The sequence below is a fragment of the Prauserella halophila genome, assembly GCF_024171895.1.
Lineage (GTDB): Bacteria > Actinomycetota > Actinomycetes > Mycobacteriales > Pseudonocardiaceae > Prauserella > Prauserella halophila.
Genome location: NZ_JAMTCQ010000012.1, coordinates 190,098 through 205,523 on the forward strand (window position 1 = coordinate 190,098; position 15,426 = coordinate 205,523).

The 15,426-nt window shown below is 70.4% G+C and carries 15 protein-coding genes, 1 tRNA gene and 1 pseudogene; 9 read left to right on the forward strand and 8 right to left on the reverse strand.

Features of this window, described 5'->3' with window-relative positions:
• Window positions 1-19: 19 nt before the first annotated feature.
• Window positions 20-104: transfer RNA gene (locus tag LY41_RS18005), tRNA-Ser, on the forward strand.
• Window positions 105-196: 92 nt separating this feature from the next.
• Here LY41_RS18005 and LY41_RS18010 read toward each other — a convergent pair.
• The 3 genes and pseudogenes from LY41_RS18010 to LY41_RS18020 all read right to left on the reverse strand — a co-directional run.
• Entirely contained in the window at window positions 197-730 is a 534-nt protein-coding gene (locus LY41_RS18010) for a DinB family protein (protein WP_253865215.1), read from the reverse strand.
• Between the two features lie 13 nt (window positions 731-743).
• A complete protein-coding gene (locus LY41_RS18015) occupies window positions 744-1,409 on the reverse strand; it encodes an ImmA/IrrE family metallo-endopeptidase (protein ID WP_253865216.1) in 666 nt (221 codons plus the stop codon).
• A gap of 80 nt (window positions 1,410-1,489) precedes the next feature.
• Window positions 1,490-1,867 (reverse strand): annotated as a pseudogene (locus tag LY41_RS18020) (helix-turn-helix domain-containing protein); the annotation flags it as partial.
• 252 nt (window positions 1,868-2,119) lie between these two features.
• Here LY41_RS18020 and LY41_RS18025 point away from each other — a divergent pair.
• Together LY41_RS18025 and LY41_RS18030 are read left to right on the forward strand one after the other, a co-directional pair.
• Entirely contained in the window at window positions 2,120-2,803 is a 684-nt protein-coding gene (locus LY41_RS18025) for a hypothetical protein (protein WP_253865218.1), read from the forward strand.
• The gene (locus LY41_RS18030; protein ID WP_253865219.1) at window positions 2,800-3,954 is read left to right on the forward strand and encodes a glycoside hydrolase family 3 N-terminal domain-containing protein; all 1,155 of its coding nucleotides are present in this window, start codon (window positions 2,800-2,802) and stop codon (window positions 3,952-3,954) included. The genes LY41_RS18025 and LY41_RS18030 overlap by 4 nt, the downstream gene beginning before the upstream one ends.
• A gap of 53 nt (window positions 3,955-4,007) precedes the next feature.
• Here LY41_RS18030 and LY41_RS18035 read toward each other — a convergent pair whose 3' ends face one another.
• Entirely contained in the window at window positions 4,008-4,418 is a 411-nt protein-coding gene (locus LY41_RS18035; protein WP_253865220.1) for an SsgA family sporulation/cell division regulator, read from the reverse strand.
• Between the two features lie 297 nt (window positions 4,419-4,715).
• Here LY41_RS18035 and LY41_RS18040 point away from each other — a divergent pair, with 297 nt between their 5' ends.
• The 3 genes from LY41_RS18040 (at window position 4,716) to LY41_RS18050 (ending at window position 7,818) form a co-directional block, all read left to right on the forward strand.
• Window positions 4,716-5,927: a hypothetical protein gene (locus LY41_RS18040; RefSeq protein ID WP_253865221.1), complete on the forward strand. Its 1,212-nt coding sequence runs from the start codon at window positions 4,716-4,718 to the stop codon at window positions 5,925-5,927.
• A 294-nt stretch (window positions 5,928-6,221) separates the two neighbouring features.
• Window positions 6,222-7,229: a beta-ketoacyl-ACP synthase III gene (locus LY41_RS18045; protein WP_253865222.1), complete on the forward strand. Its 1,008-nt coding sequence runs from the start codon at window positions 6,222-6,224 to the stop codon at window positions 7,227-7,229.
• Between the two features lie 190 nt (window positions 7,230-7,419).
• Entirely contained in the window at window positions 7,420-7,818 is a 399-nt protein-coding gene (locus LY41_RS18050) for a YybH family protein (RefSeq protein ID WP_253865223.1), read from the forward strand.
• Between the two features lie 119 nt (window positions 7,819-7,937).
• Here the strand turns inward: LY41_RS18050 and LY41_RS18055 are convergent, their stop codons facing one another.
• From LY41_RS18055 to LY41_RS18065, 3 genes are all read right to left on the reverse strand, one after another.
• Entirely contained in the window at window positions 7,938-9,599 is a 1,662-nt protein-coding gene (locus LY41_RS18055; protein WP_253865224.1) for an adenylate/guanylate cyclase domain-containing protein, read from the reverse strand.
• 212 nt (window positions 9,600-9,811) lie between these two features.
• Entirely contained in the window at window positions 9,812-10,606 is a 795-nt protein-coding gene (locus tag LY41_RS18060; protein ID WP_253865225.1) for a SigB/SigF/SigG family RNA polymerase sigma factor, read from the reverse strand.
• The gene (locus LY41_RS18065; protein WP_372493314.1) at window positions 10,603-11,097 is read right to left on the reverse strand and encodes an ATP-binding protein; all 495 of its coding nucleotides are present in this window, start codon (window positions 11,095-11,097) and stop codon (window positions 10,603-10,605) included. The genes LY41_RS18060 and LY41_RS18065 overlap by 4 nt, the downstream gene beginning before the upstream one ends.
• 245 nt (window positions 11,098-11,342) lie before the next feature.
• Here LY41_RS18065 and LY41_RS18070 point away from each other — a divergent pair, with 245 nt between their 5' ends.
• On the forward strand, window positions 11,343-12,134 hold the full coding sequence (locus tag LY41_RS18070) for a sulfite exporter TauE/SafE family protein (protein WP_253865226.1): 792 nt from the start codon (window positions 11,343-11,345) through the stop codon (window positions 12,132-12,134).
• Between the two features lie 164 nt (window positions 12,135-12,298).
• Here the strand turns inward: LY41_RS18070 and hisC are convergent, their stop codons facing one another.
• A complete protein-coding gene (gene hisC / locus LY41_RS18075) occupies window positions 12,299-13,390 on the reverse strand; it encodes a histidinol-phosphate transaminase (protein WP_253865227.1) in 1,092 nt (363 codons plus the stop codon).
• Between the two features lie 241 nt (window positions 13,391-13,631).
• Here hisC and LY41_RS18080 point away from each other — a divergent pair, with 241 nt between their 5' ends.
• Window positions 13,632-14,117 carry a hypothetical protein gene (locus LY41_RS18080; protein WP_253865228.1) on the forward strand — a complete coding sequence of 162 codons (486 nt, stop codon included), beginning with the start codon at window positions 13,632-13,634 and terminating at the stop codon, window positions 14,115-14,117.
• Window positions 14,114-15,424, forward strand: a complete 1,311-nt coding sequence (locus LY41_RS18085; protein ID WP_253865229.1) for a PPE domain-containing protein — start codon at window positions 14,114-14,116, stop codon at window positions 15,422-15,424. Before LY41_RS18080 ends, LY41_RS18085 begins: the two co-directional genes overlap by 4 nt.
• The last annotated feature ends 2 nt before the right edge of the window (window positions 15,425-15,426 follow it).

The window sequence follows — 15,426 nt, forward strand, 5'->3', positions numbered from 1 at the left end:
CCGTTACCCTGAGCGCCGGGGAAGCGTGGCAGAGCGGCCGAATGCACTCGACTTGAAATCGAGCGTGGGGCAACCCACCGGGGGTTCGAATCCCCCCGCTTCCGCAGCTGTGAGCAGTGCCAACGCCGGGTCGGACATCGCGTCCGGCCCGGCGTTTCGCGCTAGCGGGCCTCAGTTTGGGTCTCGGTTCCCCGTCTCAGACGCCGGTTTCGCCGTCGATGCGTTCGCGGAGCAGGTCGGCGTGGCCGTCGTGGCGGGCGTACTCGGCGATCATGTGGGTGTAGATCCAGCGCAGGCTGACCTCTGCGCCGTGGAACATCGCCGTGGTGTCCAGGGTGTGGTTCGCGCAGTTGCGCTTGGCGACGGCGATCTCCTCGCGCCACGCCGTCATCGCCTGCTCGGCGGACACCTCGTCCAGCAGGGCGAAGCCCTCGTCGTGCTGCCCACCCGTCGACGGGTACACCGACGCCGCGTCCTCGCCGGCGAGGACGCGGCGGAACCAGGCGCGTTCGACCTCGGTCAGGTGCTGCACCAATCCGAGCAGGGTCAGTGCCGACGGCGGCGCCGATGCGGTGCGCAGCTGCTCCTCGCCGAGTCCTTCGCACTTGAGCGCGAGCGTGTCGCGGTAGAAGTCGAGCCACGCCTCGAGGGTCGTCGGCTCGTCCGCGGTCGTCGGCGGCCGCTGTCGTTCCACGGCGACGTTGCTGTCGGGGGTGCGTTCGGTGGTCATGACGATGATGCTCTCAGCGGGTACCGACGTTTCCGGGACTCTCGCCGGTGCCGGTGCCGGTGCCGGTGCCGGTGCCGGTGCCGTCGAGAGCGTGGGCTGCTGCGAACCGGGGACGCTTCGCGCGATGGCGCCGGGCGATCGTGCGCGCCCCCGTGGCGCCGAGCCGCCAGCGCGCCATCGGCCTGCTGACCCCGAACCGGCGCGCCACGGCGGCGTCGGTCCACCCGCGCAGCGCCGCCGTCCTCGCTGCGTCCCGGGGGAGCAGCAGCTCGCCCGCGAGCTCGTCGGCCTCGCGTTCGACGGACGTGGCCGTCGCGCCGCACAACTGGGCACCGGTCACCAGCAGGTCGAATTCGTGCTCGAGCAGCACGTGGGCCATCTCGTGGGCGATCGTCGCGCGCCTGCGCCGGGTGTCGTGCACGTGGTTCTCGACGATCACGCGTGCTCTGCCGACCGCGACGAGCGCACCCGAGAAGGAGTCCGCAGCGGGGCCGGTGAAGTGCCGGACGGCGTCACGGGGCATCGCCGGATCGTGCAGGTCGAGCACGGGGATGCCGTACAGCTCGGCGAGGGTGTACGGATCGAGCGGGTCGTGGGTGGACAGGCCCATCTCTTCCCTGACGGCGAGTGCGAGGCGCCCTGCATGCGCCTTGAAACCGCGTCGGAGCGACTGTGCCACGGCGCTCACCTCCCGGAATCGGGGTTGCCGGAACCGTCCGCGTCGGCGACACGGCTGCCGATGGTGCCGGAGTCGTCGGCGCGGCCGTCGTGCTTGATGCGGCGCATCGTCGCGCCGACGATCTCGAGCAGGTACTCCTTGTCGGCCTCGGGCAGGTCGTCGCGGGCGCGCAGCAGCATGGCGAGCTGGGTCTCCAACTCGGGGGTCGGGCCGTGGGCCGGGGGTGCGACACCGGGTTCGTCGCCGGGACGGCTCATGAATTCTTCCGCAGGCGTGCCGAGCCACTGGACGAGCGCGATGAATCCGTCGAGGTCGGGGCGTTGTCCGTTGCTCATGCGGCTGAGCAGGGACGGGCTGACCCCGGCTTCCTCTGCGAGCTGGCGCCAGGACAGGGCACGCGCGCGGCGCTGCGCATCGAGCGCGTCATGCAGTCGGGGCAGGTCGATGCGACCTGACATGGGACCTCCTTCGGCGGACCGGCGCAGCACAGCTTGGCAGGTGACCGGGGTGATGACCAGCGTTGTATTGCAGTTGTGCAATGAAGTTGCAAAATCGGTACATGTGGGTCATGCTGGCCCGGTAACGCGGTCCGACACGGGAGACAGCCGGTCGCTGCAGCCGGACCGGCCGTACGAACGGACCGCCCGAGCCGCAGGATCACGTGGCGATGCCCGAGCGGCCGTCACGCACACCGACAGGGGGAGATGGACATGACCACCGACCGAGCCGCCGGCCACGCCGCAAGTACGGCATCCGGCCCTGCCGTCGACCGAGACCACTCCGGCGACCCCGTGCAGCACACGGCGTTCGCGGTGCGATTCCGGTTGTCGCCGGATTCGCTGACCTGGCTCGTCGTGCGCGACGGAGCCGTGCTGTCCCGCCACGTCCGCAAACGGGACGCCGAACGACTCGCCGCCGCACATGCGCGGGGATGCCGCCCGAGCAGTGTGACGATCGAGCGGATGGACGGCACCGAGCAGACTAGGCGGCACTACCGACAGCCCCGGGCCCGCGGCGACGTCGCCGTCGCCGTTGTCGCCGTCGCCGCCGCCGGGAATGCCGCTGCAGTCCCCCGGGGCGGTGAGAATTCGACACTCGTGACAGCGCCCGGACCGGCCTACTCGGCATCACCCGACGTGGACACCGCCGGAACGGGCACGGACACGGGTACGGACACCACTGCGGACACCACTGGGCCGTCCCGCCCGCTGAACCGTGGGTTTTCGCTGGTCGAACGCCGTGTCCCGGTCCGTGCCGGGACGCAGGCCGCGGGGCGGCGCGGCTGGTCCGGCCGCGTGTCACGGCCGTGCGCACGGGGCACCCGCGCGACGAATGTGCGCGTGGTCGCCACGACGCGCCTGCCGGGACGAAGCCGTACTGTGGAGACACGATGAGGAAACGTGTGTTGTTCGCGGCCATGACAGGCCTGCTCGTCGCCGGGTGCGGTTCATCCGAGGCTCCGACGACCCAGAATGCGCCCAGTCCGGGATCGGCGGCCTCGGAGACGCCGTCGGAATCGTCGTCGGCGCCCGCATCGTCGGCGAAGCCGGATTCCGCGCCGGCCTGTTCCGCAGTGGCCGACATGTCGACCCGTGAGAAGGTCGCGCAGCTCGTCGTGGTCGGCGTCGAATCCGGTGAGCAGGCCACGACGCAGATCGTGCGCGACAACCAGATCGGCGGCCTGTTCATCGGCGGCAACGCCACGGACCTGTTCACCGGTGACGCGCTGGCGTCGGTGCAGGAGGCGGCGGACGTACCGGTGTCCATTGCGATCGACGACGAGGGCGGCCGGGTGCAGCGGCTCGACGAGCTCGTCGGCGACATTCCGAGCGCCCGCGAGATGGCGCGGACGATGAGTCCGCAGGACGTGCGGCAATTGGCCGTCGAACGTGGTCGCGAGATGAACGAGCGCGGCGTGACGGTCGACTACGCGCCCGACCTCGACCTCACCGACGAGCCGGCGGGCGAGGCGATCGGCGACCGCTCGTTCAGCACCGACCCTGCGACGGCACGCCGCTACGCGAAGGCGTTCGGCGACGGCCTGCTCGAGGCGGGCATTCAGCCGGTGATCAAGCACTTCCCGGGTCACGGCAACGCGAGCGGCGACTCGCACGCCGGCGACGTCACCACGCCGCCGCTGCCCGAGCTGCGCAAGCACGATCTCAAGCCGTACGAGCGGATCGGACAGTACGGCGACGTCGGCGTCATGGTCGGCCACCTCACGGTGCCGCAGTTGACCGACGGGCAGCCCGCGTCGATCTCACCCGCCGCGTACCGGCTGCTGCGCGAGGACTACGACTTCGACGGCCCCGTCGTCACCGACGACCTCGGCGCGATGAAGGCGATCACCGACCGGCATTCGCTCCCCGAGGCCGTGCTGCTGGCACTGCAGGCCGGTGCCGATCAGGCGCTGTGGTCGTCCGGTGGCAACGTGGCGCCGGTGCTGGACCGGCTCGAGCGGGCCGCGACCAGCGGTGACCTGTCGGCCGAGCGCATCGACACGTCGCTGACCCGGGTACTGCGTGCCAAGGACGCGTGTGACTGACCGGTTCGGTATCCGGCGCTCGTGCCGATTACCGAACCGGACCGGGCCGTCGGTCAGGGTCGGGCCGTGGTGAGTTCGTCGATCAGTCGGTCCAGGTCCAGCCGGTCGGCCTCGGTGCCGGGCGGCACGATCGCCGTGGTGGCGTCGGCGAATCGGCGCACGTCCGCGATCTCGAGTTCGACCACGGCGTAGCCGTCCGGCGACTCGAGTTCGAGTACGAGGAACGTCTCGTCGGTGGCCAGGTCCGGCCGCAGGCGGATGTCGCCGATCCCCGCGGGTTCGGTCAGGCCGGTGAGCAGCAGTTCACGGGAAAAGTCCCACGCCACCCAATCGCGCGCGTCGATGCGGAACGCGAGCGACACGGTGAACGGGTCGTCCGCGCGGTACATCAGGCGGGCGAGTACCGGCGTGCTGCAGCCGTTGAGGTGCACGAACTGGCTCTGGTGTACGGCGTCGCTGTGCACTGCACACTCCCGTCTCTCCGGCGCCGCCCCCTCGGCGGCTGTGTCGTGGGTGAGACTCCGGATGGGGCACACTCTGATGCACCATTACTACGAAAACTCCCCACTACGCCCGATTGGGGCATCTGATGACTGTCTGTATGTGGGTCTTCATCCCATCGAGCTCTTCTGGTTGTGAATTCGGGACGTTGCCGTGACATGAGAGCCTGTTGGCGCGTTAATGGAGAGCCCCGCAAGCGGTCCCGCCGCGGTGATGTGTGTACCCGGTGATTGCTCGACCGACACGTTCCTGGAGGTCTGATGGCGCCGACGGCCCCGCGTCCGACGCCGCATGACGACGCGCTGCTCGACCGCACCGGGATCATCGGTGCCTCGGGGCATGGTCCGGCAGCGCCACCGACCCCGGGCATGAATCGTTCCGGCGTGGCCGGGTTCGTGGTGTTCGTGCTCATGGTGTTCGCCGCCGTCACCGGGGTGTCGGAACTGGAACGGGACAACGGTGGGTCCACGCTGGTCGCCGGGGACGAGGTGACGGAAGCGGTGCCGGAGTCGCAGGCACCCGACGGCGCCGGGCCGGTCGGTGAAGGACCGGAGGAACCCGGCGCGAGGTCCGACGAGGGATCCGACGGTGACGCGGGCGGCGAACCGGAGCGAAAGGCCGATTCGCGGGAGGTTTCCGACGTCGAGCCGGCATCGCCGGATATCGGAGTGGCCCCCGGCGAGCCGGCGGACGTCGACGGGAAGGCCGGCGGGGAGCTTGCCGACGGAGCACGGTCGCAGGTCGCGGCAGCGGCGTCGGCGGACCGTGCGGGCGGTGCTTCGGAGGCCGTCGAGCCATCGGCGGCCGGGTCGGAGGTCGAATCGCAGCACCGGCGACTGGAGCTGTTCGCCGAGGAACTCCGCCACCGCATCGACAACTACGGCATCGAGCGTTACCGCGCCGAGCGGCACGACGTGAAGCGGTACGACGTCGAGAGCGGCCGCACCGAGCGCGGCGGCATCGATCGCGACGGCATCGAGCGCAACGGGTTCGAGAGGCTGCTCGACACGGTCGTCGGCCGTACACCGGTTCACGAACCGGAGCTGCGCGTTCCGAAGCAGAAGCCGGCGGACCAGGAGCCGGCCGAGGGTGAGCGCTACGGTCGTGAGCCGGCTGCGGCGCCGTCCGGTGAGCGCGAGAGCGGCACCTCCGACCGCGACGCCTCCGACCGAGGCGATACCGACCGCGATGACACCGACCGGGGCGACACCGACCGGAGCCTGCGTGATGCCCTGCCGGACGTCGCCGGTGAATACCGGACACACGACGGCGGGTGGTCCGGCGACCGCTCGTACAGCGCCGGTTCCTACGAAACCGGTTCCTACGAAGCTGGTGCCGATGATGCGACTGCCTACGGTGCCACCACCTACGACACCGGTGCTTACGACACCGGCACCTCCGAGGTTCACGCTTTCCCGGGTGGTTCCGATGGCGGCGGTCACGAGTACGGCGGGTACGAGGCCGGCTGGTAAGCCGCCCTGCGACGTGAACATCGGGCCCGGCCCGCCACTTCCGGGGGACTGTCCGAAAACGACAGTCAGGTGATTGTGCAGGCGGCGGCCGTGAATCCGAACCCGGCCCTCGCGCGGGGTGGCGGGCGTCGACGGTCCGTTCGCGGCGTCCGTTCGGCGGATAGCGCGGACGTGTGAGCGAGACATGTGTCACATGGTGTGCCTCTACCGGAAAGTAGGCCATACATAGGGGTCTGGAGGCGTTTGGGCGTCTCGGTACGGGATCAATCAGCGCCTTCACTGGAGAGATCACAAGTGGCCACACGATCGACGGCGGTACTGACCGGCCTGGGCGGCTGGCTGCCACCGCGCGTGGTCGACAACTTCGAATTGACGGACCGGCTCGACACGACCGACGAGTGGATCCGCTCGCGCACGGGGATCGCCGAGCGTCGCGTCGTCGACGACGGGATGTCCACAGTGGACATGGCGGTCGAGGCCGGTGCGCGGGCGCTGCGGTCGGCGGGTACCGAGAACGTCGACGCCGTCGTGCTGGCCACATCGACCCCCGATCAGCCCTGCCCGGCCAGTGCTCCGCAGGTCGCGACCCGGTTGGGTCAGCGTGACGTCGCGGCCTTCGACGTCAATGCGGTGTGCAGCGGGTTCCTCTACGCCCTCGCGACGGCGGCCGGTCTCATCGCCGGCCGGGTCGCCCGCGACGTGCTCGTCGTCGGGTCGGACGCGTTCACCACGCTCATCGACCCCGACGACCGTGGCACCGTGCCGATCTTCGGTGACGGCGCGGGCGCGGTCGTGCTGCGTGCGGGTGAGGAGGACGAACCCGGTGCACTCGGCCCGTTCGACCTGCACAGCGACGGCTCGGGCACCGACCTGCTCGTCGTTCCCGCCGGCGGATCGCGGCAGAAGACGCCGCAACAGCCGAGCGAGGCCTACCTGCACATGGAGGGCCCAGCGGTGTTCCGCCACGCCACGGCGCGAATGGCCGAGTCGTCGCGGGTGGTGCTCGGCGAGCTCGGCTGGGCGGTCGGCGACGTCGATCGCTTCGTCGGCCACCAGGCGAACCTGCGCATCCTGAACGCGGTCGCGAAACAGCTGGGCCTGCCAGCCGACGGCCTCGTCGTGAACATCGGCCACACCGGCAACACCAGTGCCGCGTCGATTCCCCTCGCCCTCGCCGACGGTGTCCGCGACGGCAGCCTTCGGGCGGGCGACCGCGTCCTGCTCGCCGCCTTCGGAGCCGGCCTCACCTGGGGCGCCACGGCCCTACGCTGGCCGGACCTGGCGGTCGAACCGGTCGAATGACTCCGTGGTCGACGCGCAGGCGCATCGCGCCGAAGTCGAGCCGGTGGACGGTGCGGTTGCCGAGTCGTGTCGTCACAAGCGGGGGCAGCGGGTGAGACTGCGACCACCTCTACCGTCCTTGACCTGGATTTAGGTCGAAGTTACATGATCGGATTCTGTTTACACCAGACAGGGGAAGATCTTGTACAACGTGACTAACGACGTCCCGGATAACCTCATCAAGCGATATGAACACGCCTTCAACACGAATGATGCCAAGTCCATGAACGATCTGTTCGTGGACGACCCGATCTTCGTCAATTTCGGCGGCAACCTGGTCGATGACAAGGAATCTCTCTATCGTGCCCAGGCGTTCGTGTTCGGCCCGGGTGGACCACTCGAGAACCTGAGCGTCAGCTATACGGTCGAGAAAATCACCGACCTTCCAGAAGGCCTGGCGGCGATCCACGCTCGTCAGCGGACACTGCGCTCCGATGCTGACGCGGAGGACCAACGCACAGATTCCATGGAGGCGATTTTTCTCGTTGTCGCTGAGCTGGTCGATGGAACTTGGAAAATCAAGATCGGTCAGAACACGCCAGTGACGTGACAGGTGCAAACGTTCCGATGCCCCTGGTCGTTCGGTTGCCCCGCGGTCGGTCCGTGTCCGACCGGGGCGGGTGAATCGGCCGGCGCCGTCGTACCTCGCCGTCCTGCCGGGTACGCAGGCTAGCCGTACTCGGCCGGCGTGGTGCCCCCGGCCGGCGCTGTGCCTTCGGCTGATGCAGCCTTCTCAGTTGGCGCGGTGTGCGTTTCCCGCGTCGCGTCCGGCGCCGCAGCCGGGTTGGTGTCCTGCTCCGAATCGTGCCGGGCCCACGAGTCGGCTGGGGATGCCGCCTCGCCGGGCGGGGTCGCCCACGTCTCGGTCGGCTCGGTACGGCCGCGCAGTTGGTACGTCTCGTGTGCGTGCCACCGGTCGCGTTCGCTCTCGCCCGCCGCGTCGATCGCCGCGCGGCTGGCGAGGATCCGCCCGCCGGCGTGCTTGGCGTGCTCGGTGAGGCGGGCTGCTTCGTTCACGGCGTCGCCGATCACGGTGTACTCGAATCGGGTGGCGGTGCCGAGCTGGCCCGCGAAGGCAGGGCCGGTCGCGACGCCGATGCCGAGGTCGAGTTCGCCGCCCGCGGTGACCGCGTCGCGGATCGCCCGTGCCGTGCGCAACGCCGACGTCGCGGGGTCGGCATGGCGGGCGGGCGCGCCGAAGATGCACATCGCCGCGTCACCCTGGAACTTGTTGACCAGGCCGCCGTGGGTGCTGACGGCGTCGACGACCACCGAGAACAGACTGTTCAGCGTGCGTGCCACCTCGTCGGGCGCGAGCTCGGCGGCGAGGCTGGTCGAGTCGACGACGTCCACGAACAGCGCCGTCACCACGCGCACGTCCCCGTCCATCGACGCACCGTGTTCCAGGGCGTGCCGCGCCACGTCGTCGCCGACGTGCCTGCCGAACAGGTCCCGCATCCGTTCCTGTTCGCGCAGCCCCGTGGTCAGGTCGTTGACCGACGCCTGCAGCATGCCGATCTCGCTCGCGTCGTCCACGCCGACGGTCAGGTCACGGCGGCCGCGGGCGATCTCGTCGAGCGCGTCACGCAGCCGGTGCAGCGGAGCCGCGACCGAGCGGGCGAGCAGGAACGTGGCGAGCGCACCGAGCAGCAGTCCGAGGAACGACAGCGTCATGAGGCTGTAGCGGGGGTCGCCGCCGAGGTCCGGCGGCAGCACCAGGATCAGCACCCCGATCATCGGAGCGCCGCTGGCGAGCAGCCACGTCACGACCAGTCGCGCGAGCACCGTCGTCGCCAGGGACGATCCCGGCGGCACGGCGCGCAGTGCCGCTGCCAGCAGCGGCCGCGCGACCCATTCGGTCGCCAGGTAGTTGAGCCCGACCGTGGCGATCCCGCCGAGCGCGATCGCCAAGGCGACGCCCATCGCGTCGAACCACGTACCGAACACCGTGGTGAGCGTGCCCAGTACCACGATCCCGCCGAGCCACAGTGTCCCGCTGACCTTCGCCAGCTGAAGCGGCAGCCGCAGCGCACGGCGCGCTTCGTCGCGGGTCGGGGTGCGCCCGAGGACGAACCACACCACGGTGCGCCGTTGCAGGAATCCTGCCCACGTGGTGCCGATCAGCACCGACAGCAGGACGTATCCGGCTGCGACGACCGCGATGATCCATTCGGCGCCCTGTGCGTCCGCAGGCACACCCTGCAGCAGCAACACGAGGAACACGACGCCCGCACCGAAGAAGCTCGAGCAGAAGCCGAGCGCGGCGAGGCCGAGGCTGGTGCGGAGTACGGGGCGCAGCTGCTGCGGGAGCAGCGGTCGGGGCACGGGCACGGGGCCGATGGTAAAGCGCACGGGTGGGAGGCGGGAATGAGCACTGCCGGGATGCGGGAAATGAGCACGGGGTGGGACGCGGAAGGCGAGCAGAGCCGGAAGGCGAGCAGAGCTGGGAGGCGAGCGGGCTGGGAAGCGAGCAGGTCGGGAGGCGAGCAGAGCTCGGAGGCGGGCAGAGCCGGGCCGGCGAGCCGGCGGATTCGGCGCCGCGGTCAGGTGTCGTCGGCGAGGCCCTGCCGGAGTTTGGCGAGCGTGCGGGCCAGCAGCCGGGAGACGTGCATCTGCGAGATGCCGACCTGCTCGGCGATCTGCGTCTGGGTGAGGTTGTGGACGAAGCGCAGCGCGAGGATCTTGCGTTCCCGTTCGGGCAGCTGTCTCACGAGCGGCTGCAGGGTCTCGTGGTTCTCGACACCGGCCAGCGCCGCATCCTCCTCCCCGAGGGTGTCACCGAGTGCCAGGTTCTCGACCTCGCCGGAGAGAACCTCGTCGAGTGACATCGAGTGGTAGGCGTTGCCCGCGTCGAGGCCTTCGAACACGGCGTCCTGCGAGATGCCCAGGTGCTCGGCGATCTCGCTCGGTGTCGGCGCGCGGCCGAGTCGCTGGGACAGCTGCGTGCTCGCGTTGTTGATCGACAGGTGCAGTTCTTTGAGCCTGCGCGGTACGCGGATCACCCAGCCGGTGTCGCGGAAGTGGCGGCGTACCTCGCCCATCACGGTCGGCACCGCGAACGAGAGGAAGTCCGAACCCCGCCGCGGGTCGAACCGGTCGACCGCATTGATCAGGCCGACCCGTGCCACCTGCACGAGGTCTTCCTTGGCGACGCCGCGTCCGGAGAAGCGCTGGGCGATGTGCTCGGCCAGCGGCAGGTGTCCGCGCACGAGCTCCTCCCGCAGTTCGGCTCGTCGGCGGTCGCCCTCTTCCAGCGTCACCAGCTCGTCGAACAGCGGGCTCAGGTGCTCGTAGTCCTCGGAGGAACCACGCGATCCGCGTTTGGTGGATTCGGTCACGTAAGCGTCGGCTTTCGTTTGGTCAGTTCGACGTGCACCCGGCCGTGAGTTCCGTCGAACACGGCGTCGGGTGCTGCGCCGTCCGGTGAGATCTCACCTGCCGGTTCGAGCCACGTGGTCGCCGAGTCGGCGAGCGTGGTGAGGACCTTCCAGCCGAACGAGGCCGTGCTGGGGGGATCCTGATCGGGGGAGGGGACCGTGCCGTGGAAGCGGAGTTCGTCGGATTCGATCGTGAAGCGGCAGCGCATGGTGGAGCCGTTCTCGGCGCTGGTGATCAACGTGGAGCAGGCTTCGTCGACGGCGAGCCGCAGGTCGGAGATGGCATCGAGGTCGAAGTCGGCGCGGGCGGCGAGGTTGGCCGCGATCGAACGGACGATGGGCAGATGCGTCAGGTTTGCACCGAGTCGTAGCTCGATGTCGTTCTCGGCGGCCAGGGCGTCCTGTTCGCCGCCGGCCGAATGTGCGCGCCCTGTCGACTCTGTCTCTGTCACTTTCACCTCAGTGGGGACGGGCCTCGTGCGGGCCGTGGGTGTCTTTCCTCGATGATGACTGGTGACCGTGACCGTCTGTCACTCACTTGTACCTCCTCGTGACTCGGTTCGCAGGGTGCGTGTCCCGACCGCGGCCCGGGCAGGGTTACCCGTGATCGCCGTCGGGAAACGTCGGGTGGTGAGTCCGGCCACGCCCACCTCCCCGCGGGCGGCCGCCGGGAAGCGGGGCGGCCTATCGTCGCCTGGTGATCTGGTGGCATGCCGTTCTCATCGTGACGGCCGGCGTCTGGGCCGGGATGATCAACACCGTCGTCGGCTCCGGGACGCTGGTGACGTTCCCGGTGCTCGTGGCGCTCGGCTATCCGCCGGTGACCGCGACGACGTCGAACGCGATCGGGCTCGCACCCGGCAGCGTCAGCGGCGCGATCGGCTACCGCCACGAGCTGCGCGGCCACGGGCGCGTGCTGCTGTCGTTCCTGCCCGCGTCCGTACTCGGCGCCCTGGTGGGGACCATCCTGCTGCTGTCGTTGCCCGCGGACGCCTTCGAGACGATCGTTCCGGTGCTCATCGTGCTGGCACTGGTGCTGGTGCTGGTGCAGCCGAAGGTGTCGGCGTGGGTGACGCGCAGGCGCCAGCGCGCCGGTGTCGACGACGCCGACGGCGGGTCGATGACCGCGAAGAGTGCGGCGGGACTGGTGACGCTGGTCTTCCTGATCGGCATCTACGGTGGGTACTTCACCGCGGCGCAGGGCGTGATGCTGATGGCGGTCATGGGCATCCTCATGACCCTGCCGCTGCAGACGCTCAACGGCATCAAGAACGTCCTGTCCGCGGCCGTCAACATCGTCGCCGGCACGGTCTACGCGTTCGTGGCGCCGATCAGCTGGCCGGTCGTGGCCCTGCTCGCCGTCGGTTCGGTCGTCGGTGGCCAGCTCGGTGCGAAGATCGGCAGGAAGCTGCCGCCCCGGGTGCTGCGCGGTGTGATCGTCGTCGTCGGTGCCGCTGCTGCCGTCCAGCTCGTGGTGCAGCAGCTGTGACACCACGGCACACGTGGCACCACCGCACACGTGTCACCGCGGCACACGTGTCACCACGGCACACGTGGCACCACCGCACCGCTTATGACACCGCACCGTGACCACGCCGCGTCACCGCAGGGAATCACCGTGACCCGCGCGCTGCGGGGGCGTCGGCGGGCGCGTCACTTGTCGAACGCGCGGGCCGCGGCGAGGAACAGGTCGTTCTCGGCCGGTTCACCGATCGTCACGCGGACCCCGTCGGGGGCGTAGCCGCGCACGACGACCTTGTGCTCCAGCGCGTGCTCGGTGAACTCCTGGGTGCGCTCGCGCAGCGGCAGCCACAGGAAGTTGGCCTGCGTTTCCGGCACCTCGAACCCGGCGTCGCGCAGCGCGGCCACGACCCGCGTGCGCTCGGCGATGATGCCGCGGCACCGCTCCATCAGTTCGTCTGCCGCGTCGAGCGAGGCGATCGCCGCCCGCTGGGCCAGCGCGTTGGTGCTGAACGGCACGTAGACCTTGCGCAGTGCCGTGATCACGTCGGCGGGCCCGATCCCGTATCCCACGCGCAGGCCCGCGAGCCCGTACGCCTTGGAGAACGTCCGCAGCACGAGCACGTTCGGGTAGGTCCGGGCCAGCTCGACGCCGTCCGGGACGTCGTCGTCGGTAACGAACTCGCGGTACGCCTCGTCGAGGACCACCAGCACGTTCGAGGGCACGGCGTCGAGGAAGCGGGTGAGCGCCTCGCGGCGGACGACCGTGCCCGTCGGGTTGTTCGGGTTGCACACGAACACCAGGCGGGTGGCGGGGGTGATCGCGGCGAGCATGGCGTCGAGGTCGTGGGTGTGCCCATCGTCGAGCGGCACCGGTGCGGCCGCGGCGTTGGCGATCTGCGTGGCGATCGGGTAGGCCTCGAACGAGCGCCACGCGTAGACGACCTCCTCGCCGGGGGCGCACATCGCCTGCACGAGCTGCTGGCACAGCGCCACCGAGCCGCATCCGACGGTGATCCGTTCGGACGGCACGTCCAGTTCCCGGGAGATCCGCTCGGTCAGGGCCGTCGACACCATGTCCGGATAGCGGTTGACCTCGGTGGCGGCGTCGGCGATGGCGCGGGCGACACTCGGCAGCGGCCCCTGCGGCGTCTCGTTGCTGGCCAGCTTCACCGCCCCCGGTACGGTCCGTCCCGCGACGTAGGCGGGCAGGTTCGCCAGATCGGCCCTGGTGCGGGGCTGCTGCGCGGAAGAATTCGCCGGGGACTGGGGTGCGCTGGACACGGTGACGGCTCCCTGCTCTCGATCTGCTCGTGTACTGCCTGCTCGTGTACTGCCTGCTCGGGTGCTGCCGCCCGCAGGATTCGTCCACGGGCCGCTTCCACGCGTTCCTCCGCGCGGTGTCGTCTCAACGTAACGCGGCCGGTGGGCTGCGGGCCGAGGCGATTCGAAATCGGCCGAACCGGTCGGCTCCCGCGTGCGTCGCAGCTACAGTTGCCGACATCGACCGGACCGGGGTGTGATCGTGACGGAACCCAGCACGACGCGTGACGACGGTGCGGAGCCCGCAGGAACCGTCGACGTGTCGTCGGCCGCGCCCGCGCTGGACTTCGCCGAGGGTGCGGCGAACCGGCTCGCCCCGGTGGCCGAGGAACTGAACCAGGTCAGGGACCAGATCGACAACGGTGACCTGCGGCTCGACGAGGGCGCGGCTCATGCGTTGCTCGCGACGCTGCTGCAGCTGCAGGGCCACGTGCACCGGCTGATCGCCGACGCGGGCGAGAACATCGGCGCGCCGCTGCAGTTCGGGGACAACTTCGTCGGCGAAACCCTGGCCCGGCGACTGCAGGGTGCCGCAGACGGGGACGACAACGCTGCGCTGCCCGTACTCAAGGCGTACGCGGCGCAGCTGGACAAACTCGAGGGCATCGTGCGGGCCGCGGCCGGGATGATCACCACGACGGACGAGGACGCCGGGGAAGCCCTGTACACCATCGGGAGGTCCGAGTGATCGCGAACTGTATGCCGCTCCCGTGGCCGCCGAGGGAACCGGAAGGTCCGCAGCCCGGCAAGGACGCGCTGGAGTCGGAGTTCGACTGGCAGGTCCTGCCGCACGCCGAGCTGCACCGCATGGCCACGACGGGGGTGGACGCCGACACGGCCGAGCAGGTGTCGGACAAGTGGGCCGAGCTCGGCGCCCAACTGCAGGACATCGGTGACAGCCTGCGCGCCGCACTGCGGGAAGCCTCGGAAGGCTGGCAGGGCGGCGGCGTCGAGCAGGCCCGCAGGCGCGTCGAACAGCTCTCGACATGGACCGACCGGACCGCGCGCGACAGTCACGGCGTCGCCGCCGCGATCCAGGCCCAGTCGCATCTCGCGCAGTGGGCGAAGAACAACATGCCCGAGCCGCCCCAGGCCACGCTTCCGTGGCCGTGGCGCCCGCCGCTGATGCTCATGCCGGCAGGTGAGGCCGCATCCCCCGGACACGACGTCGTCGCACTCGGCGGGTCGCATCCGGACGGGGTCCGGGGGAGCAGTCTGCCGGGGGAGATCGACGTGCTGGGTGACGGCGTGTCCGGCGCTGCGGGTGGCACCGGCGGTGGTGTGGCCGATGCGCCGGGTGACGGCGGGTGGGCGCTGGGCCGCGGGACCACCGACCCGGGAGCACGCACGGGCGGCACCTCCGGTGGTTCTGGCGCGGCGGGTACGGGCGGCGGGTTCGCCGAAGGGGCCGCGCTGCCGCAGGACCCGTTCGTCGACGCCGAGCGCCGCGAGGAGCTGCACCGCCAGGCCGCCCAGGTCATGCGGACGTACCAGCTCGAATCGGGCACCGTGTTCCGTGGCGTGCCGCAGTTCGTGATGCCCGGCGAGGACATCGTCAAGGACGACCCGCGGGACGAGGAGAAGTCGCCACCGCCGGACCGGGGCACCGATCCGGCGCACACGGGGCCGCCGCCGAGCGGGGGCGGCGGGTTCACGCCCGGTGTCGTCGCGGCGCCGCTGGCCGCGGGCGTGGCGTCGGGCATGGCGGCGGGGTCCGTCGGGGCCCCCGCGTCGGGCATGCAGACCGGTGCGGGCGCCTCGGGCGGCTCGCCGGGTGCTGTCGGCGGGCAGGCCGCGTCGGCGCCGGGTGCGGCGCGCGGCGGTGCGCCGATGGGCATGATGGGCGGCGGTGCGGGCGCGCGTCCGAACCAGGACGAGGAGTCCGAACACAGCTCGCCGTCGTATCTGCAGGAGGAGGACGACGTGTGGGGCATGCCGGTGGGGCAGGTCGCGCCGCCGGTGATCGGGGAACGCGACTGGCGCAGGGACGAGTGACG

Coding starts and splice junctions, on each gene's coding strand:
- LY41_RS18010 (WP_253865215.1), bottom strand. CDS start 730: ATGACCACCGAACGCACCCCCGACAGCAACGTCGCCGTGGAACGACAG.
- LY41_RS18025 (WP_253865218.1), top strand. CDS start 2,120: ATGACCACCGACCGAGCCGCCGGCCACGCCGCAAGTACGGCATCCGGC.
- LY41_RS18030 (WP_253865219.1), top strand. CDS start 2,800: ATGAGGAAACGTGTGTTGTTCGCGGCCATGACAGGCCTGCTCGTCGCC.
- LY41_RS18040 (WP_253865221.1), top strand. CDS start 4,716: ATGGCGCCGACGGCCCCGCGTCCGACGCCGCATGACGACGCGCTGCTC.